A 26,061-nucleotide genomic window follows, 5' to 3' on the forward strand; every position below is an offset into this window, starting at 1 on the left:
CTGAAGCCCACAAATCGCAGTACTGAGTCAGAGGCCCTGCGCGCTCAACGCCTGCGCAGTCATGACTCCAGCGTCACCCCGGCACGATCGGCTTGACCAGACCGCGAGACGATTCCAAAGTCGACTAATCGAGTCAACATAAACTGTTTATATGACCTTCCTCTGTACATCCCGAACCAGGTCGCTCCCGGTCACCGCGGGGACGACGCCGTCCAGGGACACAACAGCCTCGACCGGCTGACCGAGCTGGCCCGGCTCACCGAAGACCACGGTTGGGGCGGAGCGCTGCTCGGGACCGGGTGGGGCCGTCCCGACACCTTCACGGTCGCGACCGCGCTGGCCGCGCGGACGACGACCTTCCAGCCGCTGGTCGCGATCCGGCCGGGGTACTGGCAGCCGGCGCACTTCGCGTCGGCCGCGGGCACGCTCGACCAGCTCACCGGCGGGCGCCTGCTGATCAACATCGTGTCGGGCCAGGACAACCTCGCCGCGTACGGCGACTCCGAGGGCGATCAGGCCCAGCGGTACGCGCGTACCCGTGAGTTCCTGCAGTTGGTACGGCGCTTGTGGACCAAGGAGGACGTGACCTTCACGGGCGAGCACTTCTCGGTGACCGGGTCCACGGTCGCGACGCGTCCCGTCGTACGGGAAGGGCGGGCGCATCCGCGGCTGTACTTCGGTGGAGCATCGGAGGCCGCGCAGCGGGTGGCTGCGACCGATGCCGACGTACAGCTGTTCTGGGGTGAGCCGCTGGACGGGATCGCCGAGCGGATCAGCACGCTGCGGCAGTTGGAGTCCGACCTCGAGCGTGAGCACGCGCCGCTCGAGTTCGGGCTGCGGATCACCACTCTCATCCGCGACACCACCGAGCAGGCCTGGGCCGACGCCGAGGCCAGGGTCGCGACGATGGCCGAGGCGCACGGCTCCAAGGACCGCCGCTGGTTCAAGGCCGTCGGCCAGCAGCGCCTGCTCGAGCTCGCCGAGCGCGGTGAGGTCCTGGACGACAACCTGTACACCGCGCCCGGCAAGTACGGCGGAGGCGGCGCCGGCACGACCTGGCTCGTCGGATCGGCCGAGGACGTGGCGAAGTCCTTGCGGCGATACCAGGACCTCGGCATCACCCACTTCATCCTGTCCGACACGCCGTACCGGGAGGAGACCATCCGCGTCGGCGACCAGCTCCTGCCGCTGCTGAAGAACTCCTAGCTGTAGCTCGCGCTCAGGTGGTAGACGCGGCCGCCCCAGCCGTCGGTGGGGAAGGAGTCGGAGACCCGGATGTAGGCGGCCTTGTCCGGACCGAGGTACGGGGTCAGGTCGATCGTTTGGTCGGCCTTGTTCTCGCCGTCGTGGATCTGGCGGGTCTCGGTCAGGACAGTGGTCCAGTTCTGACCGTCACCGCTGACCTGAACGACGTACTCGTTGTCGATCGTCAGCGTCGCGTGCGCCGCGGTGGCATCGGCCGGGAACGGGAAGCGGTAGACGAAGTACGAGTTGCCGTCGGCGAACCGGTTCTGGACGCCGTTGCTCTGCGAGCCGTCCGCGTCCCACAACCAGGGCGTCTCGGCCGCCGTACCGGTGTCGAAGTCGACGTTGTGCGCCACCAGGATGTCGGCCTGCGCACTGAACGCCAGCTTGCTACCAGACGTCGCCGTCGCGGTCACCGCGTAGTGCCCGTCGGCCGCGCCGCCGGGAATCGTCACGTCCAGGTCGACACTCGACTTCGCGGGTACGGCGTTCCCACGCGGATGCAGCGTGGTCGTCGAGCGAACCGGTGTCACTGTCCACCCGGCGGGCGCCGCCGCCTTCACCTCGACCTTGACCGGAGAACCAGCCGGCGCAGTGGCCTGCAGATCGACCTTGAGCTTGACGTGGGTCGGGCCGCTCGCCGGCATCACCACCGGCTGAGCAGGACTCAGGGTCGCCGACAGTGATTGATTCGGAGTCTGCTTCGGCACGACTGCGATCAGGGCGCTCAGCGCACTGGCCTGAGTACGCCAGTCGAACGCGTTCGGGTGATCTGCATTCGTCAGACCGGACCAGCGCTCCCCCAGTCGCCCGGCCGCGTCACGGTCGTGGTCCCACACATTAGTGGCTTGTTGCTGGACGAAGGCGGCGTACCGCGCGTCATGAGTGGTGTCCGCGAGATCCATCCAGTACCGCTGGAAGATTCCCTTGAACTGCTTGCCGTTGTCGTCGCACTGCCGATCCGGAGCATCGCAGTACTCGGTCAGTACGCCGTCCGTCACCAGGCCACCGGATCCGATCGCGGCGTCGGCCAGCCGCCGTACGGCGGTCAGCAGCGCGGGGTTCCGGGTCGCCCGCCACAGCTCCAGACCGGCACCGATCGCCAGGCCCTGGTTGTAGCTCCACACCGTGCCGCCGTTGTTCTCACAGCTGCCGTTGAGACCATCGTTGACCAGACCGTTGGAGTTGATCATCCCGCTGCCGGTGAGCCAGTTCCAGCCCTCCTGCGCCCGGCCGAGCCAGCGGCTGTCACCAGGCAGCCGGTTGTGCAGTTCGGCGGTCAGCCGGATCCAGAGTCCGTTCGTGACAGCGTTCTTGTACGTGCGTTCCCCGTCCCACCAGACGCCGCCACCACACGAGCTGGGGTCCCAGTAGCCCTCGACGTACTCGGCGATCGTGACCGCCATGTCGAGGTACTTGCGGTTCTTGGTCAGGTCGTAGGCCTGGATCCAGGTCAGCCCCCACCACTCGGAATCGTCGATCGCGCGACTGGTGAAGTTGCCCAGCAGCGGATCGCCTGAGAGGTATCCGGCCGGGAATACTCCTTTGTCCTTCTCGAACGTGTTGTCCAGCTGCGGCAGGAAGCGCCGGTCGCCGGTGCGTTGCATGTAGTCGCCGATGGTCTGCAGCGCGACCGCTGAGTTCCACCAGCTCGAGGGGAACCACGCCTTCACCGGGTCGTACGAACTCATCAGCACGTCGGCGGCGACCCGGGCCCGCGCGACCGCGGTCGGACCGTCGGCGGCCTGGCCCGGATGAGCTCCGGCCGGCGGTGCCGACGCCATCCCGAGGGCCAGTGCGACAGCACCGGACAGGACAGCGCGCAGGGCGCGCGAAGGACGTATCACGACCATGATCGAACTCCTCGTCGGCCTCGTCGACAGCGCGGCCTGGGCGGTGGTTGGAAACGTTTCAGAGATGTCCGAGCGGAAGCTCATCAAGTCGAGACAACGATGTCAAGACTTCATTCGGTACTCACCGTCCCCCGAATGCCCCTCCGGTCCTGGAAGGATGCGCCCATCGCTTGACGGCCGCGTGCCGAGTGTGATCGGTTGATTACCGAGCGCCAGCGTGGGGTATGGGTGCTGTGAGGCATGTGAGGAGCATTGATGGTCGTATATCTACCCCGGTCCGCGTGGAACGCGCGATCGCCGAACGACGGCCCGGGCAGCCTGACCGTGTCCAGGGTCGAAGGCGCGGTGATCCACTGGCCCGGGACCGGGTCGACGAGTGTCATCCACAGCCAGGCCGCGGTCGCGTCCGCGTTGCGCGGGTGGCAGGACTACCACATGGACACCCGCGGCTGGTCCGACATCGCGTACCAGGTCGCGGTCGACCAGGCCGGCCGGGCCTGGACGCTGCGCGGCCTGCGCATCCAGTCCGGCGCGAACGGCAACAACGACCTGAACGAGCGGTACGGCGCGATCCTGCTCGTCCTGGTCACCGGCGAGCAGCCGACCGCGGCGATGAAGGCGACCACCCGCGCGGTGATCGCCGACTTCCGCCGCATCTTCCCCCGCGGTACGGCGATCAGGCCGCACTCCGCGGTCCGCCCGGACCCGACCGACTGCCCCGGACCGGCGGCCCGTGCCGCGATCGCCCGTGGCGACTTCACCCCAGGCTCTTCGGAGGACGACGACATGACCCCCGCCCAGATGCAGGAACTCAAGAATTTCATCGAGGCCCGCACCCAGGCCTACGCCCTCTGGGTGCACAAGGCACTCCGCAGGGACCTGTCCGCGGTGGTGCAGGCGTACGCGCTCGACATCAAGAACTACGAGCGCCAGACCGACGCCGCCGACGCGGCCCGCGCGGCCGCCGCGGTCTGGGCCACCGCCCCCGACACCTTCCCCGCCGTCGACCTGCCGGACGTCCCCGCCGAGCCCGACCCGAACGCCGACCCGCAGGTCGACGTCCCCGATCCCGAGCCGACGCCGCCGGTCGACAAGTAGCTGTCGGTGGGGGCTGGTTGGCTGGTTCCGTGGATCTCACGGAGTTGGCTGAGCGGTTGGAAAAGCTGTCGGTTCGGTACGGCGAGACGCTCGGGTTCGAGCGTGATCCGGACTGGTTCCTGCTGAAGTTGCAGGAGGAAGTGGGTGAGCTGACACAGGCCTACCTCCAGCACACCGGACGGGCGCGCGCCAAAGGACTCACCGCGGACGAGATCCAGGCGGGCTTCCACCAGGAGTTCGCCGACGTCTTCTGCCATCTGATCCTGTTCGCTCGCCGGCACGACGTAGACCTACCGCACGAAATCGACCAGAAGTGGCTGGCCCGCGAGGTCTGACCAGTTGCGCGGGGTCACTCGGTCGAGTGCTGTGACCGTGTCTAGCTGTTGCCTGAGGCAACCGGCCTGATGGTGGCCGTGGCACCGCGGGCGGAGCTTGACCGTCCTGGGCGGGCGTTCTTGATCAGCACGACGAGTACGGCGAGCACGATCAGGTTGGCGGCCAGGATCGTCAGCCAGACCGGGAGCTGGAACATCTCGCCGGCGATCGCCGCGGCGTAGCCGAGCGGCCAGGCGAGCGTGCCGAGCAACTTCTCCGCACGGGTCCAGCGGTCGGATGCCCACAGCAACCAGACGCCGACCACCCAGCCGATCAGCAGCAGGACCGGCCCGAGCCACAGCAGCGCGAGCGCGCCGAACTCCCGGAGCCGCAAACGTGGCGGAACCTCGACCAGGACCAGCCCGTCGGTGGCGGCCGCGACGAGGTCGTCCGGATCCCCGAGCCGCTGCAGAACCTCCCGGACCTCGCTCTCGGAGACGGCGCCGGACGCGCGTGCCTCGGCGATCTGCGAGGTCACCTCCGCGAGGAGCTCCGCACGCCGTTCCGCCGGCAGTACCTGCCGACACCAACATAGTCCAACCCGGGCCCCGCCCACCCGCACCTTGGGCACCCACCAACCGGAATCCGTGACGTTGGATGGTTGGTCGGTGCCCAAGGTGGGCTGTCAGTTCTTTGCGGACGGCTCCAACTGGCGGGTGTTGTCCGAGGGCTGCGCGTCGGCGGGGGTCTTGCGGTCCTGGTGGCCGGGCCACCAGGCGGCGTGGCCGATCAGGGCGGTCAGGCTCGGGGTGAAGAACATCGCCATCACGAACGCGGCGACGACGATGCCGAAGGAGACGGCGAAACCCATCTCGGTCAGCAGTGAGTTGCCCGCCAGCATCAGGGTGGCGAAGGTGGCCGCCAGGATGAACCCGGCCGCGGCCACGGTCGGACCGGCGTGCCGCACGGCCATGCTCGCGGCTTCACGCGGATTGCGGCCTTCCCGCGCCTCCTCGCGGAGCCGGGAGATCATCAGGATGTTGTAGTCGGTGCCGATGGCAACCACGAACAGGTACATGATCACCGGGAGCATGAACATCAATCCTGAGTGCCCCTGACCCTTCTGGAAGATCAGGACTGTGGCGCCGAGCGTCGCGCCGAAGCCCAGCCCCACCGACGCCATCAGGTACCAGGGAGCCACCACGCTGCGCAGCAGCAGGCCGAGGATGACCATGATCAGCAGCGCGGCGAGCGGGAAGACCGTGCGGTAGTCGTGGTCGACCGCGGCGTCGATGTCCTTGTAGATCGACGACATGCCGCCGACGAGGGCCTTCGTACCAGGTGGGGCGTCGGCGTGTGCAACCTCGCGTACGTCGCCAACCGCGCTGATCGCCTCGTCGGTCGCCGACCCGTACTTCAGCGTGACCGTGAAGTTGGCGGTCTTGCCGTCCTTGCTGATCGCGGCGGGCTGGACGTCCGCGACACCGGGGATCGCTTCGAGCTTCCGCTCGTACGCCGGTAGTGCCGCAGTGTCGAGGCGGCCATCGCCCGTCGAGGTGACGAAGACGGAGGTCGGTTCGGCGGCGCCGGCCGAGTAGGCGTTCTGCATCTCGGTCTGGACGACCATCGACTCCTCGGTCTTCGGCATCGAGCCGGACGCCAGGTCGAAGGTGGCCTTGAAGCCGAGCGTACCGAGCGCCAGCGCGACCATGACCACGCCCGAGACGCAGGCGAAGAGGGCCGGGCGACGCTGCACTCCGCGGCCAAGCGCTGCGAACCGCGCGTTCGCGGGCTCCTTGCGCCACGCCTTCGACGGCCAGAACAGGGCGCGCGGCGGGATCAGCGAGCAGATCGCCGGGAACAGCGTCAGTGCGGCGACCAGCGTCACCGCGACGGTGATGGCGAGCGCCGGGCCCATTTGCTTGAGGAAGCCGAGCGTCGACAGTACGAGTGCGAGGAACGAGATCATGACCGCACCGGCCGCGGAGGCGATCGCCTCGCCGACCCGGCCGACCGCGTTGATCATGGCCTCCTTGGGCTCGTCGCCGGCTCGCAGCCGTTCGCGGTAGCGGAACATCAGGAACAGGTAGTAGTCGGTGCCGACCCCCAGCAGTACGACGATCAGCAGCGACGAGATCGAGCTGTTCGCCTGGAGTCCGAACAGCTTGGTGGCGTCGGCGATCAGCGCATTCGCCGTCGAGGACACCAGGGCGATCAGGACGAGCAGCGGCAGTACGGCGAGAATCGGCGAGCGGAAGATGATCAGCAGCGTGATCAGGATGATCGCGAAGGTGCCGGCGAACGTCAGCGCGTTGGCGCGGCTGGACGAGGCCTGCTGGTCGAGACCCTGCGCCGCCGAACCGCCGAGCTTGGCGTCGAGCTGCGTGCCCTTCGTCAGCGCCTTGGCGTCGGCGCGCAGCGTCTTCGCGGCGTCCAGCTGTTGCGGCTGGCCGGCGTTGTTGGTGTCCATCGAGACCAGACCCAGTACGTAGCGGCCGTCCCTCGACGCCGGACCGGGAACGACCTGCTGGACCTGATCGATCTTCTTCGCGCCGAGTTCGGTGGTGATCCGCGCTGCGTCCTTCAGGTCCGCCTCGGTGAGCTTGCCGCCATCGGAACGCCCGTACAGGACGAGCGCGGAGGGCGTGAAGGCGCTGGGGAACGCGCTCTGCTGGAGGTCCGCGGCCTGGATCGACTCGTAGCTCTTGGGGAGGAAGCTGCTCTCGTCACTGCTCGACGGGAGGCTGGGTGCGGTGGCGACGACGGCGGCCGCGATGAAGATCCACGCGACGATCGTCCAGATGGGGTGACGGACGACGACGCGCCCGATGCGGTGGAACATTTCGGTCTGCCTCCGGGCAGTGAATTGTGGGTAGGTGTTCAGACAGTCGCGGGGTGGATGACGATGTCGTCGAGGCGCGTGCGGGCGTAGAGCTTGACGTTGTCTTCAAGGCCGTCCTGCGCGGGCAGGGAGTTGCGCACCGCACCCTTCGTGCTCTTGGCGTCCACCTCGACGGCAGTGCCCTCGCTGATGCCGACCTCGATGCCGCCGGAGGCGTTCATCAGCTCGGCCTGGCCGCGCGTGATCCGGCCTATCCGGATCGGGCAGTTACCCGCCTTGGCGATGACGCTGCCCTCGGCACGGTCGATGTCGAAGCTGCCGCCCGCACCGTTGAGCTCGACATCGGACAGGGAGTGACCGATCCAGATCCGACCGTTCGACCCCTCGTACCTGACGACGCCCTCGACCTCACCGATCCGTACCCCGGCCGCGCCGTTCTCGATGGCGGCGGTCCCGCCGATGTGGTCGAGCTGGACCTGACCCGATGCCGTGTTCAGCTCACAGTCACCGAGCCGGCCCTCGGCGTGTACGTCGGTCCAGGCCGTGTTCAGGACCAGCTTGGATCCGACCGGCAGCTCGATCGTGATGGCGACCGACCCGTTCTTGTCGCCCGACTTGGTGGTCTTGATCGACAGTTCGCCGGCGGAGAAGTCGACCTTGATGTTCTCGGCCACCTTCACGTCCGACTTGCTCGCGCTGTTGATCGGCTCGACCAGTACGACGGTGTCCGACCGCTCACTCGCGGAGACCCGCACCTGAGCTCCCGCGGTGGTCAACGTGGCGGTAATCGGCTCCGGCGAAGCGAAAACAGGCATGACAAATCTCCTCGTGTGATGTGCGTGTCTGGTGAGCCCGGCTTGGCCTTGCTCATGTCGACAACAATCACCGAGCGCCCTGACGCGGCCCAGTCACCGCCCTGACACCGCCGCTGACACCACCCCTGACACGGGGAACCGCGAAGAAATCTCAGGCGGTCTTGGGGCGGATGGAGAACATGACCGCGAGGACGAAGGCGGGGACGGCCAGGACCCAGGTGGAGCTGATTCCCAGCAGGACTGGGGCCAGGCAGACCAACAGCAGGTCGAAGCCGCGCATGGGTTGGGAGAAGAGGCCGGGTGGGATGGCGCCCATGGGCGAGGCGACCAGCGGGCCGGCGTACGACGGGGGCCGCGCGGACGCCTGGCGGACGGCGCCGGAGAGCATGCCGGCGGCGACGGCGAAGGCGGCTGGGCCATTGCCGATCGCCGGCAAGGCGAGGAGTGCCCACACGGCCGCGAAGAGGCCGGGGACGACCGCCATGATGACGCGGAGCTCGCGAAGATCCATGCCGAGCGCACGGACCAGCCCGGTGGAGCGGCAGACCGAGCGCAACCCGTCCATCAGCGGACGTACGGCGACAAACCCGGCGAACCCAGCGGCGACAGGCACCAGTACGTCGAACCCCGCGCCCGCCACCGCATACGGTACGACGAGCAGCGCGAACCCGATCACGAGTCGCCGCGGCCACCGCAAGATCCGCAGGAACTCCCGATGCACCAGAGCAGCACCGTTCGCACCCCGACCGCCCCGCGTATGCGCCCGTCCCTTCAACCGCCAGTGCCGGCCGGCCACCACGTCCGCCAGCATGCTGATATCCAGACTGCTCGCGGCACCCGCGAGACCGGCCAGCAGCTCCCCACCCGCGATCACAGTCGTCCGATTGAGCTTGTCGAGCGTCTGTGAGGTGACGATCACCAACGCCACGCACAAGAGCAGTACGACCGCGAAGATCACCAGCAGCCGCGTCTGCGCCGGGTCAAGCAGCCCCGGCGCGGACACCTGCCCGAAGACGAGGAGCGGGGCAGGATCGGAGCCGGTGAAGGCCGAGGTGATGACGAGCGTCTCAGCGGCGCCCTGCCGGGAGCCGCCTTGCAAAGCGAGGATCACGGCCGGCACCGCGGCCGCCAGCAACAGCAGGTCCGCGACCCGCAGCGCCCACCGCGACCGCCCGGCCGTCTGCTGGACCCACACCGTCACAGTCGCCGTACAGACGAGCAGCGCTCCGACCAGCGCCGACGCCTCGAGTACGTCGAACCACATCAAGCCGACCAGCGCCCACACGATCAACGACGCAACGAACCCGACCACCGCGACGATGCCCATCACCAGCCGGTACGTCGGTCGCAGCAAAGCAGCCCGATTCACGGGCGTGGCGAGCAACCAGAAGCCGGTGGCGCGTGACGCGGAGACTGGGCCGACACTCAGGAGCACCCGGATCGTGGTTGCGAGCAGCAAAGGCACCACGACCCACGGCATCCAGTGCGACAACTCGCCACACGTGAACGACGTGCACTGGGCGACGTTGGCGTTCAGGTGCCGGATGACGTTGCCACCGCACGCGCCGACCATGGCCAGCGTGAACAGCACCAGATAGATGTCCTCGAAGATCTGCGAGAACGGCCGGTCCGCGCGTCGCCGCCGCGTCGTCCGCATCCATTGCCGGAGCGCACGCGACGTCGGGATCGCACCGAAGTCCGCCGGGTCGAAGACGACCGGTCCTTCCGCTGAGCTCATGGCAGCGGGGTGAGGGTGACGACGGAGTCGGCGACGGCTTCGACGAGGGATGGGTCATGGCTGGCGAAGAGGATCGACGTACCGGACTTCTTCTCCTCGATCAGGCGCTCGGACAGCCACTGAACGCCGCCCACATCGAGCCTGGCCTCGGGCTCGTCGAGCACCATCAGCTTTCGCGGGCGGACCAGCGCCGTCGCCAACGCGAGGCGACGGCGCTGACCGGACGACAGCGAGCCCGGCAGCTGATCGGCGGCCGTCAGCAGCCCGATGTCGTCGAGGATCGTGTCGACGAGATCTTCCGGAGTCGGGTTGCCGTGCGCACGAGCGAGCAGGTCGAGGTGTTCGGCCGCGGTCAGGTCCGGGAAGAAGTCGAGGTCGTCGAGCAGCGTGGCGACATCGCGCCGGATCGCCTCGGCGCGTTCGTCGATCGGCAGGCCGTCGAGCAGGATCGTGCCCGCCGCCCGTTCCGCCGAGCCCACGATGCACTTGAGCACGGTCGTCTTGCCGGCGCCGTTCGGGCCGACCAGCGCGATCGCCTGACCGGCGGCGAGGCTGAAGGTCAGGCCTTCGATCACCGGCCGGTCGCCGTACTTGTGCTGCAACTCCTTCACGCTCAGCCGAGCCGCGGCCTTGCTCGACCCCGGGCTCACTTCTTGCGTACCAGGGTCAGTCCGTCGCCGATGCCGAGCATGGTCACGTCGACCCGGTCGTCGTTCGCGATGTGCGCGTTGAACTCCTTGCGGTCGGCCGGACCGTCCGCGTCGACCACCCGGCCGCCGGCCAGCGTGTTGTCGAACAGCAGTAAGCCGTTCGGCCGGATCAGCGGCAGCAGGCGCTCGAAGTAGTCGATGTACCCCGGCTTGTCGGCGTCCACGAAGGCGAGGTCGAACGACCCGTCGAGGGCCGCCGCCAGCTCGTGCCCGTCACCGATCCGCAGCTCGATCTTCTTCGCGACCCCGGCCCGCTCCCAGTACCGGCGGCCGATCGAGGTCCACTCCTCGCTCGCGTCCAGGCAGATCAGCTGCCCGTCGTCGGGCAGCCCGCGCGAGATCGCCAGCGCGGAGAACCCGGTGAAGGTACCGATCTCGACCGCCCGCCGCGCCGAGATCAGCCGGGTCAGGGTGGTCAGCAGCCCGGCCTGGTCGGACGTGGTCAGCATCCCGGACACGCCGCCGAGCTGCCGGGTCTCCGCCACCAGGTCGGTCGCGATCTCGTCCAGCGGCATGCCGTGCGCGACCATGTAGTCGTGCAATTCCTCGGTCACCTGCACCTGGCTACCCATGAATTCCCGCCCTCCATGTATTAGATCGGTCGCCTGTAGTCTCTATGGGTTGTCCGCACGCCGCACACCCACCCCACCCGAGGGAGCACCCCGCATGCGCATCGCCGTCGCCGGATCGATCGCGACCGACATCCTGATGACGTTCCCGGGCCGGTTCAAGGACCAGTTCCTCGAGGAACAGATGCACAAGGTCTCCCTGTCCTTCCTGGTCGACGAGCTCGTCGTCCACCGCGGCGGCGTGGCCGCGAACATCTGCTACGGCATGGCCCAGCTCGGGCACCCGTCGCTGCTGGTCGGCTCGGTCGGGGCCGATTTCGCCGAGTACGGCGCGGCGCTGACGACGGCCGGCGTGGACGTGTCGCACGTGCGCGTGTGTGAGAACGTACACACCGCCCGGTTCACCTGTACGACGGACCTGGACGCGAACCAGATCGCCTCCTTCTACACCGGCGCGATGGCGCAGGCGCGGGAGCTCGACCTGGGCGCGATCCACGCGGCGGCCGGCGGGATCGACCTGGTGCTGATCGGTGCGGACGACCCGGACGGCATGCTCAAGCACACCGAGCTGGCCAAGCAGCACGGGATCGCGGTGGCGGCCGACCCGTCGCAGCAGATGGCGCGGATGGACGGCGCCGATATCCGCCGGCTGATCGACGGGGCGGCGTACCTGTTCAGCAACGAGTACGAAGCCGGCCTGATGGTGCAGAAGACCGGCTGGAGCCACAACGAGATCCTCGAGCGGGTCGGCGTCCGGATCACCACGCACGGCGGCGACGGCGTGGTGATCGAGAACGCCGACGGCATCCTGGCCAAGGTCCCGGCCGTTCCGGCGCCCGGCCTGGTCGACCCGACCGGCGGCGGCGACGCGTTCCGGGCCGGCTACCTGACCGGCCGTGCGGCCGGCCTCGACCACGAGGCCGCGGCCCACCTCGGCTGCACCCTGGCAACCACGGTCCTGGAAACGGTCGGCACCCAGGAGTACACACTGGACCAGTCCACCTTCCTGGACCGCCTCTCCGCCACCTACGGCTCCCCCGCCGCCGCAACCGCCGCAGAGGCCGTCAAGGGTCAGGTGCTCTGAGAGCGGGCCCAGAGGCCGCGGACGTGGCCGATGTGGCGGCGCATCAGCTGTTCGGCGCCTTCGGCGTCGCCTGCCTCGACCAGGTCCATCAGTTCGTGGTGCTCGGCTGCTGACTGGCCGAGGCGGCCGCTCTCGACGAGTGGTGTGAGACCGAGCAGCCGCGTCTGCGACCGCAGGTCCGACACCACGTCGACCAGCTTCTGGTTGCCGGAGTACGCGAGCAGCGTGACGTGGAAGACCCGGTCCGCCTCGATGTAGGCGATCAGATCCCCCGCTTCCGCCGCCACCACGATGGCCTCCGCCAACGCGCGCAACCGCGGAAAGTCCGACGCCGGAATCGCCGGTACGACGTCCCGGATCGTCGGCGGCTCGATCAGCTGGCGCAGCGCGGCGAGGTTGTCGAGATCGTCGTCGGACATCTCGGTGACCCGGAAACCCTTGTTCCGCAGGGAGATCACCAGGCCCTCGCGGACCAGGTCGAGCATCGCCTCGCGCACCGGCGTCGCGGACACACCGAACCGCGCGCCGAGCATCGGCGCCGAGTACACCTCCCCTGGCACCAGCTCGCCGGAGATCACCGCCGCCCGCAGCGCGTTGGCGACGCTGTCCCGCAGGTTCTCCCGCTGTGCCAGCCGCCGTACGCTCGGCAGCCCGATCGAGTCAGCCGCCATCGATTCACCTCCCTGGTCGCCGCCCATTGTGAAGCACCCAGCCCTCAATCGACGGGTACGCCACCCCCGACGGATCGCACCAGCTCGGTCAGCCGGGCGAACACCCGTTCCGCACCGAGTCCGTCGTGCTCGTACTCGTTCGTCACCCACGCCTGGACGTTGCCGACCCGGTTCGCGGTGTCCAGCTGCAGCCCGGAGTCGACGTACATGTCGTCGTAGTAGACCGCGGCGGCCACCGGTACGTCGTTCGCCGCCAGCCGCTCGAGGTCGTACAACTCCGACCACCGCGGGCGCCGCGCGAGCACCTCGACCGCACCCTGGAACGGCCGCAGCCCGCGGATCTCCGCGAACATCCAGGGGTACATCATCTCGCCGGTGAACAGCAGCGGCCGCGCGTCCTCGGCGAACTCGGGCCGCAGCGCTCGCTCCGCCTCGGCCGCCCATCCCGTCGCGCCGTCCCCGGACCCGTAGATGCTCTCCTGCAGCGCCGCGAACAACGGCCCGCCGCTGTACGACGACAATCCCAGCACCTGGCCGAGGAACGTGTCGGACAGCTCGTCCCCGTCGAAGGCCTCGTCGATCAGCCAGTGAATCCGCTCGTACCCGGGCTTCATCCCGAAGTCGATCCCGAGCGACTGGAACCGCCGTACCGTCAGCCGGTCACCATCCGGCAGCCGTACGTCGGACGCCGCGAGCCGGTCCGCGATCCGGCCGACCCGCTCCACGTTGTGCGGATAGCGCCGGTAGAACTCGCGGTTCTTCGCCGCCACCCGCGGATAGGTACGACGGTAGACCTCGGCCGCCGAAGGATCGATCGAGGCCAGCCCGCCGGTCACGTAGCAGGCCGTCAACCCTTCAGGAGCCTTGGACAGATACGTCAGCGTGAGGAACCCGCCGTAGCTCTGCCCCAACGTCGACCACCTGCGCCCACCGAACACCGTCGTCCGCAGATGCTCGGCATCGGCAACGATCGAGTCAGCCCGGAAGCACGCCAGATAGTCAGCACCCTCCTCGGCACTCAACGACGCCATCCGCCGCCCGGAGACCGGCGTACTGCGACCTGTCCCGCGCTGGTCCATCAGGATCACCCGGTAGGTCTTCAGCGCCTGCCCGATCCACCCCGACGGCTCGACCGGCCGCGGCCCCTTCCCGCCCGGCCCGCCTTGCAGGAACAGCAGGCACGGCAGGTCGTCGTCCTTGCGCATCGGATCGACAAGTTCGCGCGCGAACACAGTGATCGTCCCGGAGCCGGCACCGGACCAGTCCAGCGGCACCTCGACCGTGTGCTCGCGCACGTGCATCCCAGGAATCGTGTAGCTGGTCATGAGGCCTCCTTACGCCGGCGCCGTGCGTCCCATTCCGGGTTGATCCGCGGTACGGCGGCCAGCAGCGTCTTCGTGTAGTCGTCGCGGGGGTCGCCGAACACCTGGTCGCGCGATCCCAGCTCCACGATTCTGCCCTGGTTCATCACCGCGACCCGCTGCGAGATCTGCCGGACCACGGCCAGGTCGTGGGCGATGAAAATGTAGCTGAACCCGCTCTCCCGCTGCAGCCGCATCAGCAACTCCAGCACCTGCGCCTGGATCGACACGTCGAGCGCGGACACAGCCTCGTCGCAGATCACCAACTTCGGGTTCACCGCGAGCGCCCGGGCGATGCCGATCCGCTGCGCCTGGCCGCCGGAGAACTGCGCCGGATACCGCTGGCAGTGGTCCGGGTTCAGCCCGACCCGCGCCATCAGCTCCTGGGCGCAGGCCCGCCGACCTCCGGGAGGCGTGATCCCTTGGTAGGTCAGCGGCGCCGTGACGATCCGTTCGATCGTGTACCGCGGGTTCAGCGACGAGAACGGGTCCTGGAACACCACCTGCACGTTGTTCCGGAACGTGGCCAGGTCCCTGCCGGTCGCCCGGGTCACGTCCTGCCCGTCGAACACGACCGTACCGCTGGTCGGCTCCAGCAGGCGGGCCGCGATCCGCGCGGTGGTCGACTTCCCGCTGCCCGACTCCCCCACGATCGCGAGCGTCTCGCCCAGCTCGACCTCGAAGCTGACGTCGTCGACCGCGGTGAACGTGGACTTGCGGGCCATCGCCCCTTCGCCGCGGGTGACGAACTCCTTGGTCACCCCACGCACTTCGAGCAACGTCATGCCGTCACCTCGTCGTCGATCCTCGGTACGGCGTCCAGCAGCGTGCGCGTGTACTCGTGCCGCGGATCCGAGAACACCTGCTCGGCCGTGCCGTACTCGACCGGATCACCCGCACGCATCACCAGCACCCGCTGCGCGATCGAGCTGATCACCGCCAGGTCGTGGGTGATGAAGATCATCCCGGTCCCGGTGGTCGACTGCAGCTCGGCCAGCAGCTCCAGGATCTGCGCCTGGACGGTGACGTCGAGTGCCGTCGTCGGCTCGTCCGCGATCAGCAGCGACGGCGAGCAGCACAAGGCCATCGCGATCATGACTCGTTGCCGTTGGCCACCGGAGAACTGGTGCGGGTAATGATCGATCCGCCGGCCCGGATCGGGAATCCGGACCCGGTCGAGCGCCTCGATCGCGACTTGCCGGGCGGCGCGACGCGAACCGCCGCGATGTGCCCGATACATCTCCTCGATCTGCAATCCCACGGTGTAGTAGGGATTCAGCGACGACAACGGATCCTGGAACACCATCGAGATCGCATTCCCGCGCACCGAGCGCAGGTCCCGCTCCGACCGCCCGAGCAGCTCGGTGCCGTCCAGCCGGATGCTGCCGGACGTCCGCGCTCCGGGCGGCAGCAGCCCGAGGACGGCGAGCGCCGTCATCGACTTGCCCGACCCGGACTCACCGACGATCCCGAGCGTGTCGTCCCGGCCGACGGTGAACGACACGTTCTTCACCACGTCCACCGGACCACGTCCGGTCGGCAGCGTGACCGTCAGGTCCTCCACCACGAACAGCTCATCCGTCATGCTGTCGTCACCCTCACTCGTGGGTCCAGGGCGGTGTAGACGAGGTCGACCACGACGTTGCCGATGACAACGAAGAAGGCGGCCAGCAGGGTGACCGCCATGATCACCGGCTGGTCGTTCTTCGCGATCGAGTCGGCCGCCATCTTGCCGATCCCGTTCAGCCCGAACACGGTCTCGGTGATCAGCGCACCGCCGAGCAGGCCGGCGAAGTCCATCCCGAAGATCGTGGTGATCGGGGTCAGTGCAGGCCGCAGCGCGTGCCGGCGCAGGATCAGTGGCCGGCTCAAGCCCTTGGCTCGTGCGGTCCGGAAGTAGTTCTCCGACAAGGTGTCGATCACGTTGCTCCGGGTCAACCGCGCGTACAGGCAGGCGTAGCCGACGGCGAGCACGGTCCACGGCATCAGGTACGACTCGAACCAGAGCACGGGATTGTCCGCGAACGCCGGTGCCGACGGGAACGGCAGCACTTGCAGCTTCACGACCAGGACGTACTGGAGCACAAGCGCGAGTACGTAGTTCGGCACGCTCACCCCACCCAGCGCGAGCGCCATCGCGGTGCGATCCCACCACGTGTCCTGCTTGATCGCACTGACCAGGCCGCCGATCACGCCGGCGAGCAACCACAGTACGGCGGCGCCGACCGCGACCGTGACACTGACCGGGAGCCGGGCGGTGATCATGCTCCACACCGACTCGTTGGTCTGGAAGCTGTACCCGAGACAGGGCGCCGGGCAGTGCACCGAGCCGTACTCACGGCCGGCGAAGATGCCCCGCAGGAACTCCCAGAACTGGCTCAGGATCGGCTGGTTGAGACCGAGTACGTCGCGAATCGAGTTGATCCGGTCCGGAGTACAGGTCTTGCCGCAGATCATCACCGCGGGGTCCGGCGAGAGCTTGAAGAAGATCAGGTAGGTGAACAGACAGACCGCCAGCAGGATGACCGCGACCCCGCCAAGCCGCCCGAGAACATAGCGAATCACGCGGCCTCCCCCTGATCGATCACCGAGCGGATCTTGTCGCCGAGGACGGTCAGCGAGAGCACGGTGAGGAACAGGAAGGCGCCGGGGATCGCGAAGAACATCGGGTCGACCGAGTACCAGCTGACCGAGCTCGCGATCATCTGGCCCCACGACGCTGTCGGCGGGGAGACACCGACGCCGAGGAAGGACAGACCTGCCTCGGTGCCGATGTAGCCCGGGATCGCCAGCGTCGTCATCACGATGATCGAACCGCGCAGGTTCGGCAGGATCTCCTGGAACACCACCGCGGAATCCTTCGCCCCGGACGCCCGCGCCGCCTCGACGAACTCGCGGTTGGCCAGCGTCATCGTCTGCGCGCGGATCACCCGGGCCAGGTACGGCCAGCCGAACGCGCTGATCACCACGACCAGCAGGACCGGGCGGTTCCCGGCCGGCAGCGAGGACAGGATCGCGATCATGAAGATCAGCGCCGGGAACGCCATCAGGAAGTCCATCAGCCGCGAGATCACCTGGTCGACCCAGCCACGGTAGAACCCGGCCAGCAGGCCGAGCACGACCCCGAGGATCCCGGTCAGGACGGTCGCCGACAACGAGATCGTGATGGAGACGCGAGCGCCGTACACGATCCGCGCGAACAGGTCACGGCCGTTCTGCGGCTCGACGCCGAACCAGTGGTTCCCGCTGATCCCGCCGAGCGCGCCGCGCGGTACGCCGCCCAGGTCGGAGTTGATCGCCGCGGAGTCGAACTGGTACGGCCCCCAGCCGCTCAGCTTGGTGATCAGCGGCGCGGCCACCGCCATCAGGACCACGATCGCCAGGAACAGCAGGCAGAGTACGGCGCCTCTGTCCTGGGTGATCCTGGTCAGGATCCGCCGGGTCGAGGTCGGGGGACCGCCGGCCGCTGCCGGGGTCCCCACCTCCTCGACGTCGAGCAGTGTCGGGGTCGTTGTCATCGGCTACTTCCCGGCGTCCGCGACGCCGACCGAGACCAGGTCGATCCCACCCGAGAAGCCGTCGTGCAGGTACGCGCCGGCGACGTTGCTGCCGACCAGCATCAGCACCTTCTCGTACAGCAGCGGGACCACCGGCGCGAGCGCCATGATCTGCTTGTCCAGATCGCCGTACGCCGCGTTGGCCGCGGTCACGTCGGTCAGCTTCGCGATCTCGTCGATCTTCGCGTTCACGCCCGGGTCGTTCAGCTGGGCCAGGTTCGAGTTGCCCTTCGGCGCGATGTTGCGGCCGTCGAACAGCGGCGGCAGGAAGGTCGCACCGGACGGCCAGTCCGGGCACCAGCCGGTGATCGCCGCGTCGTGCTGCTGCGACGGCGTCCCGATCACCTCGTAGTACGTCGAGGTGTCGATGGTGTTGATCTTCACGGTGATCTTCAGCGGCTCCAGCGCCTGCTGGACCGCGACCGCCATCGCCTGCATCTTCGGCGTGGACATGATGTCCAGCGTCATCGTGAAGCCCGCGGTCTGCCCGGCCTCGGCGAGCAGCTTCTGGGCCGCCGCCGCGTCACCCTTGTGGTCCGGGCTCGGGTACGGGTCGTAGTCCACCCGGCCGGCCACGGTCGGCGGCTGGATGCTGGTCGCGATGTCGGCCAGCGTCGATCCGCCGACGGCGTTCCGGACGGTCTCCTTGTTGACCGCCAGGTTGATCGCCTGCCGGACCTTGACGTCGTTGAACGGCTTCTTCGTGGTGTTCAGGCCCATGTACGTCGTACAGCCGGCCAGACCCGTCAGCGTTCGCTGCTTGAGCTGTGGGGTCTGGATCCGGGCCACCGTCGCGGCCTGGATGGTGCCGGCGATCGCGTCGGTGTCGGTGCCCTGGCCGGCGATCATCCGCTCGTCGATCGTGGCCGGGTCGAGCCCGAACGTCCAGTGGTAGCCGTCCGGGTTCGCCTTGCGGATCGAGTCGGTGTTCTTGTCCCACTTGTCGTTGCGGACGAGCGTCAGCGACGCGCCGGGCTTGTACTCGGAGATCTTGTACGGGCCGGAGGCGATCGGCTTGCTGTCCAGCTGGTTGACCGCGCCCTGGCCCTTCGGCACCGGGGTGAAGGTGTTCTGCGCGACCACACTGCTGAAGTCGGCGAACGGCTTCTTCAGGTGGAACACGATCGTCTTCGCGTCCGGTGTCTCGATCGTCGGCAGGTCACCGGTCTTGTACGGGCCTTGGTACGTCGCCGGTGCCTCGATCAGCTGCTTCGCGTACGGCGAACCGATGCCGAGCTCCGGGTCCCAAGCCCGCTCGACACCCCACTTCACGTCCGCGCTGGTGATCGGCGCACCGGTCTCGAAGAACAGACTGTCCTTCAGGGTGAACGTCCAGGTCTTGCCGCCGTCGGACGGCTTCCCGGTGTCGGTCGCCAGGTCGGGCACGATCTTGGTGCCGTCGGGACCGGGCGCGGCGCCCTGGGTGGTCAGGGTCCGGTAGATCAGCCGGTAGAAGTTGTTCACGCCGCCGTCGAAGCCGCGGGCCGGATCGAGGTGGGAGTAGGCCGCGTTCTGAAGCACCTGGACGGTGCCGCCCTGGGCCGCCTTGCCGCCCGGCCCGGCCGCGTCGCCACTGGCCCCGGTCGTGCCGCCGCCGCAGGCGCTGAGCACCAGCGCACCGGACGCCACGAGCCCCACCAGCATGGTCGTTCTCTTCATTTTCCTTCTTTCAGTTCGCGGCGCGCAGCCATACACGCATGGCCAGGGCCTGACGGTTCCCCCACAGGAAGTACGGCACGAACGTCGCCGGCACCTCGCCTGCTTGAGCCACCTGCGGTTGCTCGGTGATCACGGGATAAAGCTCTTTCGGCGGCGCCGGCGCGACACCGACCGGCAACTCGAGCACGACATGGTCGTTCGACCGCCGCGCCGCCGCGTTCTGGACTTCTGTTGCCGAGAGCAATAGATCGTCTACCGGCGCCGGGACGTCCTGCTGCTCGACGCAGTAGACAAGCGGGCCGCGAGCAACGGCAATCGCTCCCCGGGTGGCATCCAAGTACGGATGCGACCCGTGCGCTCTAGGTGCCATCGGCAACGTCAACTGGATGGTTTCTCCAGCAACAAACACTCGCCTGACGACTGCCCACCCAGCGTCCACCACCGAGCCATCCACCTGAGCGCCAACCACCCACCACGGAATGCGTAGGGCGATCGCCTGCTCGGTTTCCGGTGCTTGCTCGATCGTGATCGTCACCTGGCCGTCCCACGGGTAGTCGGTGGTGACGGTGACCTCGAGGTCGCCGGTGGTGATGCGGGCGTCGGCGTACAGGCCGACGTACAGGGTGTCGTCGCGGACGGCGGCGACGTGGTCCTGGAGTTCGGACATCCAGCGGATGATGTTCGGCGGGCAGCACGGGCAACCGAACCACGGGCGACGAAGCGGATCGCCGCCACTCTCGGCCCCGGAACGCTGCTCGTGATCCGGTCGCCGCTGCAACGGGTTGTCGTAGAAGAACGCCGTACCCTCGGCCGAAAGCCCCACAGCGTAAGCGTTGTAGAGCACGGTCTCGAACACATCGAGGTACGACGCTTTCCCGGTCGCGAGGAACATCCGCCACGCCCACTGCATGGTCGCTATCGCCGCACACGTCTCGGCGTACGCACGCTCGGACGGCAACTCGTACCGATCACCGATCGCCTCGTCGGAGTGCCGGCTGCCCAACCCGCCGGTCAGGTAGAGCTTCGTCGCGACCATGTCGTCCCAGAGCCGCTCCAGCGCCGCCAGCAGCGTCGGATCGCCGGTCTCGAGATGCACGTCCGCGGCCCCGGCCGCCAGATACGCCATCCGTACGGCGTGCCCCGTCACCGACGTGAGCTCCCGGAACGGCGCGTTGTCCTGGAAGTACTCGGCCGGGAAGATCGTGTGCTTGAGCTTCCCCTTCCCGCGGCGATCGACGAACAGCCGCGCCTGCGTCAGGTACTCGTCACGACCCGTTTCTCGATAAAGCTCGACCAGCGCCATCTCGACCTCGGGATGCCCGTCGACGACCTCCTCGCCGTCCACGCCGTACCGCTGGACGGCGAGGTCCGCGAACCGGCAGGCGATTGTCAGCAATCGACCATCAGACAGTTGGCGATTCGCCGCGACCGCCGCCTGGATGAGGTGGCCGAGGTTGTACAGCTCGTGCCCCCAGCCGAGGTCCGACCACGGCTGCTTCGGCTGGTCGGGGTCCTGGAAGTACGAGTTCAGGTAGCCGTCCTCGGCCTGGGCCTGCTCGAGCAACCCGACGACCTCGTCGAAGAACTCCCGCGCTCCCGCCGGCGCGTCGTCGCGGCCGACCTCGTAGGCGAGCCCCTCGAGGGTCTTGTACAGGTCGGTGTCGAGGAACGGATACCGCCCGCGGTACGGCCCGACCGACGGATCGGCCAGCCGGCGAAGGTTCTCCAGGTTGCCCGCCTTCCGCAACTCCGCGATCGAGTGCGGGATCGTCGCCGCCCGATTCCGCTGCTGCCAGGCGCCCAGCAGCCCTCCGGTCAGCTCAACCTCGACCACGAATGTCGTCCTCTGCTCAGTACCGTGTGACATTGCACTGACCCTAAGGCGCTCCCCCACGCCTTGCCAAGCGATTCCGAAAGACGTTTACCGACCGGAGACAACTCCCGCCCCGCGACCCTCCGGCGAAACCTGCTGCCTGCGGAGCTGACCGCCTCAGAGGCGCGGGTCGATCGGCTCCGACTCGAGGGCGAGGACCGCGAAGACGCATTCGTGGATGCGCCACAGTGGTTCGCCGCGGGCGGCGCGTTCCAGCGACTCCAGGCCGAGTGCGTACTCACGGAGGGCCAGCGAACGCTTGTGACCGAGGTTGCGGTCGCGCAGCCGCTCGAAGTTGGCGGGCTCGGTGTAGTCCGGACCGTAGATGAGCCGCAGGTACTCCTGCCCGCGCACCTTCAGCCCCGGCTGCGCCAGCCCCTTCGCCGTCCGCGTCAGGTTGGCCGCCGGCTTCACCACCATGCCTTCACCACCGGCACCGGTCAGCTCCTCCCACCACGCGATCCCGGCCTCCCAGTTCGCCGGGTCCACGAACAGCCGCCGGGTCGGCGTGATCAGCCCTGGCCCAGCAGCCACCATCCGGTCCGCGATCCCGAGGTGCCAGATATGCGGCCGGTCCTGGTACGTCGCCCCTTCCGATGCCAGCACCTGGAACGGCGCGACCCGCACCCCCTCGAGCCCGTCCGTCGGCCAGCAGTAGCGCCGATACGCGTCGGTGAATTTCGCGGCATTCGTCGTACGGCGTTCTGTCGCGGCCAGCAACTCGCCGACGTCGAGGCCGGCCGCGACGGCCGACTGCAGCGCCGCGGTTGCGGCCGGCAACGACGTACGCGCAGCCGCGCCGACAGCGGCGTACTGGTTCCGCAGTAGCTCCTCGGCCTTCGCGCTCCACGGCAGGAGCTCCGCGTCGAGCAGCAGCCACGACGTGTCGAGTTCGTCGAAGACGCCTGCCTCCTCGGCGACCGCGCGCAGGCGGAGCAGCAGCTCGTCCGTCAGCACGCCGTCGAAGAAGGACCGGCCCGTCCGCGTGTGGATTGCACCGCGACCAGCCAGGCCGAAGCGCTTCCCCGCCACATCGTCGTTCCGGGTCAGCAACACCACGGCGCGCGAACCCATGTGCTTCTCCTCGCACACCAACTCGGTGACGCCCTGCGCCCGATACGTCTCGAAGGCCTGCCGCGGGTGCTCCAGCAAGCCTGGCTCCGGTGAGGTCGAGACCGGGCTCATCGTCGGCGGCAGGTAGAGCAGGAACCGCGGATCGATCGCGAACCGGCTCATCACCTCCAGCGCCGCGCCGGCCTGCTCGGCCCGGATGCTGAGCCGCCCGTGGGCCGAGGTCTCGATCACCCGGCGGCCGGTCACGTCGGTCAGCTCGAGGACGTCCGGTTCGCGTGTCGGTGCGGTTGCCACGTGCAACGGTTTCGCCGGGGCGTAGTACTCGCGGGCGGCCTGGACCGAGACCAGCTCGCGCTCGGGGTACCGCAATGCGGTGAGTGCGCCGCCGAACACACAGCCGGTGTCGAGGCAGATCGTGTTGTTGATCCATTCCGGCTCCGGCGTCGGGGTGTGGCCGTAGACGACCGTCGCGCGACCGCGGTACTCGTTCGCCCACGGGTAGCGGACCGGCAGTCCGAACTCGTCGGTCTCGCCGGTCGTTTCGCCGTACAGGCAGAAGGATCGGACGCGACCGGACGCGCGACCGTGCATCCGCTCGACCAGGCCGGCGTGCGAGACGACCAGCTTGCCGCCGTCGAAGACGTAGTGCGAGATCAGGCCGTCGATGAAGTGCTCGACGGCGTCGCGGAACTCCGGTGGCTCGTCGGACAGCTGTTCCAGCGTGGTTTCCAGGCCGTGGCTGATCTTCACGTTCCGGCCTCTGAGGGCCTTGAGCAACTTGTCCTCGTGGTTGCCGGGGACACAGAAAGCGTGGCCGCTAGCAACCATTCCCATCACGAGGCGCAACACACCCGGGGTGTCCGGGCCGCGGTCGACCAGGTCACCGACGAAGACGGCGCGACGATCCGGGTGTACGGCGTCGATCGGCCGGCCGGCGTCGTCACGGGTGAACGCGTAGCCGAGGTTTGTGAGGAGTTGCTCGAGCTCGGCGCGGCAGCCGTGGATGTCGCCGATGATGTCGAACGGACCGGTCTCGTCCGTGCGGTCGTTGAACAGCCGAGTGCGCTCGATGCTGACGGCATCGATCTCCTCGACGCTGCCGAGCAGGTGCACGGTCCGGAAGCCCTCGCGCTTCAGGCTCCGCAGCCCGCGCTTGAGCTGCGACCGTTGGCGGACGATAACCTTCGCCCCGAACTGCCGATCGGCTCGCTGCTCGTTCCGCTCGACACACAAGCGCTCCGGCGGGTCCAGGACGATCGCGACCGGCAGGACGTCGTGCTCTCGAGCGAGATTCACCAGTTCCTTGCGCGCCTCCGCTTGCACGTTGGTCGCGTCGATCACCGTCAGCCGGCCGGACGCGAGGCGCTTCCCCGCGATGAAGTGCAGTACTTCGAACGCGTCTTTGGTCGCCGCCTGATCGTTCTCGTCATCAGAAACCAGCCCCCGGCAGAAGTCACTCGAAATCACCTCGGTCGGCTTGAAGTGCTTCCGGGCAAACGTCGACTTCCCCGACCCACTAGCCCCTACCAAAACCACCAAACACAGTTTCGGTACGTCGATGGTCGTCATCGAGCCTCCTCACGCAGGCGGAAGAGCGCGAGCTGGGTAGGCGGACCGACCTCGGGATCGTCCGGACCGACGGGACGGAACTCGACGATATAGGCGTATCGGTCCGCCACACCGACTGCCCACGTTCGGAATTCCTCGCGGGTCCATTCGAAGCGGTGGTCGGGGTGGCGGTACCGGCCGGCGGGGAGGGAGGGGAAACGCACGTTGTACTCGCTGTTGGGGGTGGTGACGATGACGGCTCCGGGGCGGGCGGTCTGGAAGACGGATCGAGCCAGCGCGGGCAGGCGGGGTGGGTCGACGTGTTCGACGACCTCCATCAGGACGGCCGCGTCCAGGCCGGCGAGGCGTTGGTCGGCGTACGTCACCGACGACTGCAGGAAGCGGAGCCGCTCGCGCTGGCGATCGGGCAGGTCGTCATAGTGCAGCCGTCGTTTGGCCGCGATGAGCGCCCGCGCCGACACGTCCGTCGCGATCAGCTCACCGACCATCGGGTCCTTCAGCAGTTCGCCGACGAGCGCACCCTCGCCACAGCCGAGGTCCGCGATCCGCCGCGCACCGAGCTCCCGCAGTACGGCGGCAACCGTCGTACGACGCTCGACCGCGAGCGACACCGAACCTTCGACCGGCGCCTCCTCCACCAGCTCCACGCCGTCCGCCTCGGCGAGACGCTCCAACGCGGTGTCGGCCAGGTATCGGCGGTGGGCGAGATAGCGGTGTGAAATCAGGTCCTTGAAGGGATGCGCGCCGAGCCAGCCCTCGCCGGCGCGGACGAGCTTGTCGACCTCGTCGGAGCCGACCCAGTAGTGCTTCGCGTCGTCGAGTACGGGCAGCAGCACGTAAAGGTGATTGAGTGCGTCCGCCAGCCGGAGTACGCCGCTCAGCCGCAGGTCGACGTACCGGGAGAAACCCCAGTCGGGGATCTCCGGATCGAGCGGCACCGGGCGCGCGTCGACAGTCCAGCCGAGCGGGGCGAACAGCTGCTCGGCCAACTCGGCGCCGCCACTGCATGGGAGCGCCGGGACGTGGATCTCGAGCGGGATCGGGCGGGCCGCGAGCTCCGGGCGGGCGTCGCAGCGCCCGTTCATCGCGGTCCGGAACAGCTTGCCGAGGGCCACAGCGAGCAGGCTGGAGGCGGCGTACGGGCGGTCGTTCACGTACTGCCCGAGAGTGAATCCCTCGGCCGCCTTCCCGCGCCCGGACCGGACCAGCGCGATCGGGTCGATCTCGAGCAGGACCGCCGCCGTACAACGTTGGTCTGTCGCCTCCGGATAGAAGACATACGCCAACCCACCGGTAATTTCGACCGCCTGGGGTCGCGCCGGGTTCTTGTGCAGCAGGAACCCGAAATCGCTCGCGGGAGCGTCGACTCCGGCCAGATCGGTGGCAAATGTCAGGAACACTGCCGTATTCGATCACGCCGCGCGTTCAGAACGCACCGAATTACGATGATTTGCCGGCAGATTCCGGGGTACTAGACGGCCGGGGATTGAGACACGCGGCCGGTGCTCTGGCGCGTTCAAGCAATTTGGATCTAACTTGTTGTGAGAAGTTGAGTCGCTACAGACCGTCTTTCCCCGCTGACAGTCCGTATTGTCCCCGGTTTGTGGCGAGCGCCCATCCACGCCGACCACGGGGAAAGGACCATGGCAGCTCCCTCAGGCCGACCCGGCCACCACAGTTCCGGCGAGGTCAGCCGGTGAAACCCCAGACATTCGAACTCGTTCGTTACACCGACATCAGTGGCGTCTCCGGAACGGGCATCGTCGCCGAAGGCTGTGTCTTCACCGACGGCTCGGTCGCCCTCCGCTGGCACGGCCCGAACCCGTCCACGGCGGTCTGGCCGGACCTCGACTCCATCCTCGCCGTTCACGGCCACTGCGGAGCCACCGTCGTGCGCTGGATCGACGTCTCCGAGATGGAAACGGTTCCCGGCACCGATCTCCTCCCGGGCGAGGTGGCGCACATCCTGGCCACCGGCCGGCACACCCATCTCCACCCACCGACGGCGGTCGCCTCCGCCTGAGGAAC

The 26,061-nt window shown here is 68.2% G+C and carries 22 protein-coding genes; 5 read left to right on the forward strand and 17 right to left on the reverse strand.

What is annotated here, in order from left to right; translation table 11 throughout:
* Positions 1-237: 237 nt before the first annotated feature.
* Positions 238-1,206: an LLM class flavin-dependent oxidoreductase gene (locus ACZ3HV_RS36260; RefSeq protein WP_465691318.1), complete on the forward strand. Its 969-nt coding sequence runs from the start codon at positions 238-240 to the stop codon at positions 1,204-1,206.
* Here ACZ3HV_RS36260 and ACZ3HV_RS36265 read toward each other — a convergent pair.
* Positions 1,203-3,098 carry a glycoside hydrolase family 76 protein gene (locus ACZ3HV_RS36265; protein WP_465691222.1) on the reverse strand — a complete coding sequence of 632 codons (1,896 nt, stop codon included), beginning with the start codon at positions 3,096-3,098 and terminating at the stop codon, positions 1,203-1,205. The genes ACZ3HV_RS36260 and ACZ3HV_RS36265 overlap by 4 nt on opposite strands.
* Positions 3,099-3,353: 255 nt before the next feature.
* On the opposite strand from ACZ3HV_RS36265, the gene ACZ3HV_RS36270 reads away from it, so the two are divergent.
* A complete protein-coding gene (locus ACZ3HV_RS36270) occupies positions 3,354-4,196 on the forward strand; it encodes a peptidoglycan recognition protein family protein (protein ID WP_465691224.1) in 843 nt (280 codons plus the stop codon).
* Between the two features lie 29 nt (positions 4,197-4,225).
* Positions 4,226-4,531 (forward strand): pyrophosphatase, encoded by a 306-nt coding sequence (locus tag ACZ3HV_RS36275; protein ID WP_465691226.1) that lies wholly within the window; start codon positions 4,226-4,228, stop codon positions 4,529-4,531.
* 41 nt (positions 4,532-4,572) lie between these two features.
* On the opposite strand, the gene ACZ3HV_RS36280 is transcribed toward ACZ3HV_RS36275, so the two are convergent.
* The 6 genes from ACZ3HV_RS36280 to ACZ3HV_RS36305 all read right to left on the reverse strand — a co-directional run bounded on the left by ACZ3HV_RS36280 (position 4,573) and on the right by ACZ3HV_RS36305 (position 11,188).
* Entirely contained in the window at positions 4,573-5,142 is a 570-nt protein-coding gene (locus tag ACZ3HV_RS36280) for an HAAS signaling domain-containing protein (protein ID WP_465691228.1), read from the reverse strand.
* A 54-nt stretch (positions 5,143-5,196) separates the two neighbouring features.
* Positions 5,197-7,353 carry an MMPL family transporter gene (locus ACZ3HV_RS36285; RefSeq protein WP_465691230.1) on the reverse strand — a complete coding sequence of 719 codons (2,157 nt, stop codon included), beginning with the start codon at positions 7,351-7,353 and terminating at the stop codon, positions 5,197-5,199.
* A gap of 38 nt (positions 7,354-7,391) precedes the next feature.
* Entirely contained in the window at positions 7,392-8,168 is a 777-nt protein-coding gene (locus ACZ3HV_RS36290) for a DUF4097 family beta strand repeat-containing protein (protein ID WP_465691232.1), read from the reverse strand.
* Positions 8,169-8,319: 151 nt separating this feature from the next.
* Positions 8,320-9,906, reverse strand: coding sequence for a DUF6297 family protein (locus ACZ3HV_RS36295; RefSeq protein WP_465691233.1), 1,587 nt, complete (start codon positions 9,904-9,906; stop codon positions 8,320-8,322).
* On the reverse strand, positions 9,903-10,556 hold the full coding sequence (locus ACZ3HV_RS36300; protein WP_465691235.1) for an ABC transporter ATP-binding protein: 654 nt from the start codon (positions 10,554-10,556) through the stop codon (positions 9,903-9,905). Before ACZ3HV_RS36300 ends, ACZ3HV_RS36295 begins: the two co-directional genes overlap by 4 nt.
* Positions 10,553-11,188: an O-methyltransferase gene (locus ACZ3HV_RS36305; protein WP_465691237.1), complete on the reverse strand. Its 636-nt coding sequence runs from the start codon at positions 11,186-11,188 to the stop codon at positions 10,553-10,555. The genes ACZ3HV_RS36300 and ACZ3HV_RS36305 overlap by 4 nt, the downstream gene beginning before the upstream one ends.
* 94 nt (positions 11,189-11,282) lie before the next feature.
* On the opposite strand from ACZ3HV_RS36305, the gene ACZ3HV_RS36310 reads away from it, so the two are divergent.
* A complete protein-coding gene (locus ACZ3HV_RS36310; protein WP_465691239.1) occupies positions 11,283-12,269 on the forward strand; it encodes a carbohydrate kinase family protein in 987 nt (328 codons plus the stop codon).
* Here ACZ3HV_RS36310 and ACZ3HV_RS36315 read toward each other — a convergent pair.
* From ACZ3HV_RS36315 to ACZ3HV_RS36360, 10 genes are all read right to left on the reverse strand, one after another.
* Entirely contained in the window at positions 12,257-12,940 is a 684-nt protein-coding gene (locus ACZ3HV_RS36315) for a GntR family transcriptional regulator (RefSeq protein WP_360375656.1), read from the reverse strand. The genes ACZ3HV_RS36310 and ACZ3HV_RS36315 overlap by 13 nt on opposite strands.
* Positions 12,941-12,984: 44 nt before the next feature.
* Entirely contained in the window at positions 12,985-14,265 is a 1,281-nt protein-coding gene (locus ACZ3HV_RS36320; RefSeq protein ID WP_465691241.1) for an alpha/beta fold hydrolase, read from the reverse strand.
* A complete protein-coding gene (locus ACZ3HV_RS36325) occupies positions 14,262-15,086 on the reverse strand; it encodes an ATP-binding cassette domain-containing protein (RefSeq protein WP_465691243.1) in 825 nt (274 codons plus the stop codon). Before ACZ3HV_RS36325 ends, ACZ3HV_RS36320 begins: the two co-directional genes overlap by 4 nt.
* The gene (locus tag ACZ3HV_RS36330; protein WP_465691244.1) at positions 15,083-15,886 is read right to left on the reverse strand and encodes an ABC transporter ATP-binding protein; all 804 of its coding nucleotides are present in this window, start codon (positions 15,884-15,886) and stop codon (positions 15,083-15,085) included. Before ACZ3HV_RS36330 ends, ACZ3HV_RS36325 begins: the two co-directional genes overlap by 4 nt.
* Positions 15,883-16,866, reverse strand: a complete 984-nt coding sequence (locus ACZ3HV_RS36335) for an ABC transporter permease (RefSeq protein ID WP_465691246.1) — start codon at positions 16,864-16,866, stop codon at positions 15,883-15,885. The genes ACZ3HV_RS36330 and ACZ3HV_RS36335 overlap by 4 nt, the downstream gene beginning before the upstream one ends.
* Complete coding sequence (locus ACZ3HV_RS36340) at positions 16,863-17,819, reverse strand: ABC transporter permease (protein WP_465691248.1); 957 nt, start codon at positions 17,817-17,819, stop codon at positions 16,863-16,865. Before ACZ3HV_RS36340 ends, ACZ3HV_RS36335 begins: the two co-directional genes overlap by 4 nt.
* 3 nt (positions 17,820-17,822) lie before the next feature.
* Positions 17,823-19,517 (reverse strand): ABC transporter substrate-binding protein, encoded by a 1,695-nt coding sequence (locus tag ACZ3HV_RS36345; protein ID WP_465691250.1) that lies wholly within the window; start codon positions 19,515-19,517, stop codon positions 17,823-17,825.
* Positions 19,518-19,527: 10 nt separating this feature from the next.
* On the reverse strand, positions 19,528-21,384 hold the full coding sequence (locus ACZ3HV_RS36350) for a glycoside hydrolase family 127 protein (protein ID WP_465691252.1): 1,857 nt from the start codon (positions 21,382-21,384) through the stop codon (positions 19,528-19,530).
* A gap of 123 nt (positions 21,385-21,507) precedes the next feature.
* Positions 21,508-24,033 carry a polynucleotide kinase-phosphatase gene (locus tag ACZ3HV_RS36355; RefSeq protein WP_465691254.1) on the reverse strand — a complete coding sequence of 842 codons (2,526 nt, stop codon included), beginning with the start codon at positions 24,031-24,033 and terminating at the stop codon, positions 21,508-21,510.
* Positions 24,030-25,433, reverse strand: a complete 1,404-nt coding sequence (locus ACZ3HV_RS36360; RefSeq protein ID WP_465691256.1) for a 3' terminal RNA ribose 2'-O-methyltransferase Hen1 — start codon at positions 25,431-25,433, stop codon at positions 24,030-24,032. The genes ACZ3HV_RS36355 and ACZ3HV_RS36360 overlap by 4 nt, the downstream gene beginning before the upstream one ends.
* Positions 25,434-25,729: 296 nt before the next feature.
* Here ACZ3HV_RS36360 and ACZ3HV_RS36365 point away from each other — a divergent pair, with 296 nt between their 5' ends.
* Positions 25,730-26,056, forward strand: coding sequence for a hypothetical protein (locus tag ACZ3HV_RS36365; RefSeq protein ID WP_465691258.1), 327 nt, complete (start codon positions 25,730-25,732; stop codon positions 26,054-26,056).
* Positions 26,057-26,061 lie beyond the last annotated feature (5 nt).

This window comes from Kribbella sp. NPDC020701 (assembly GCF_055562215.1).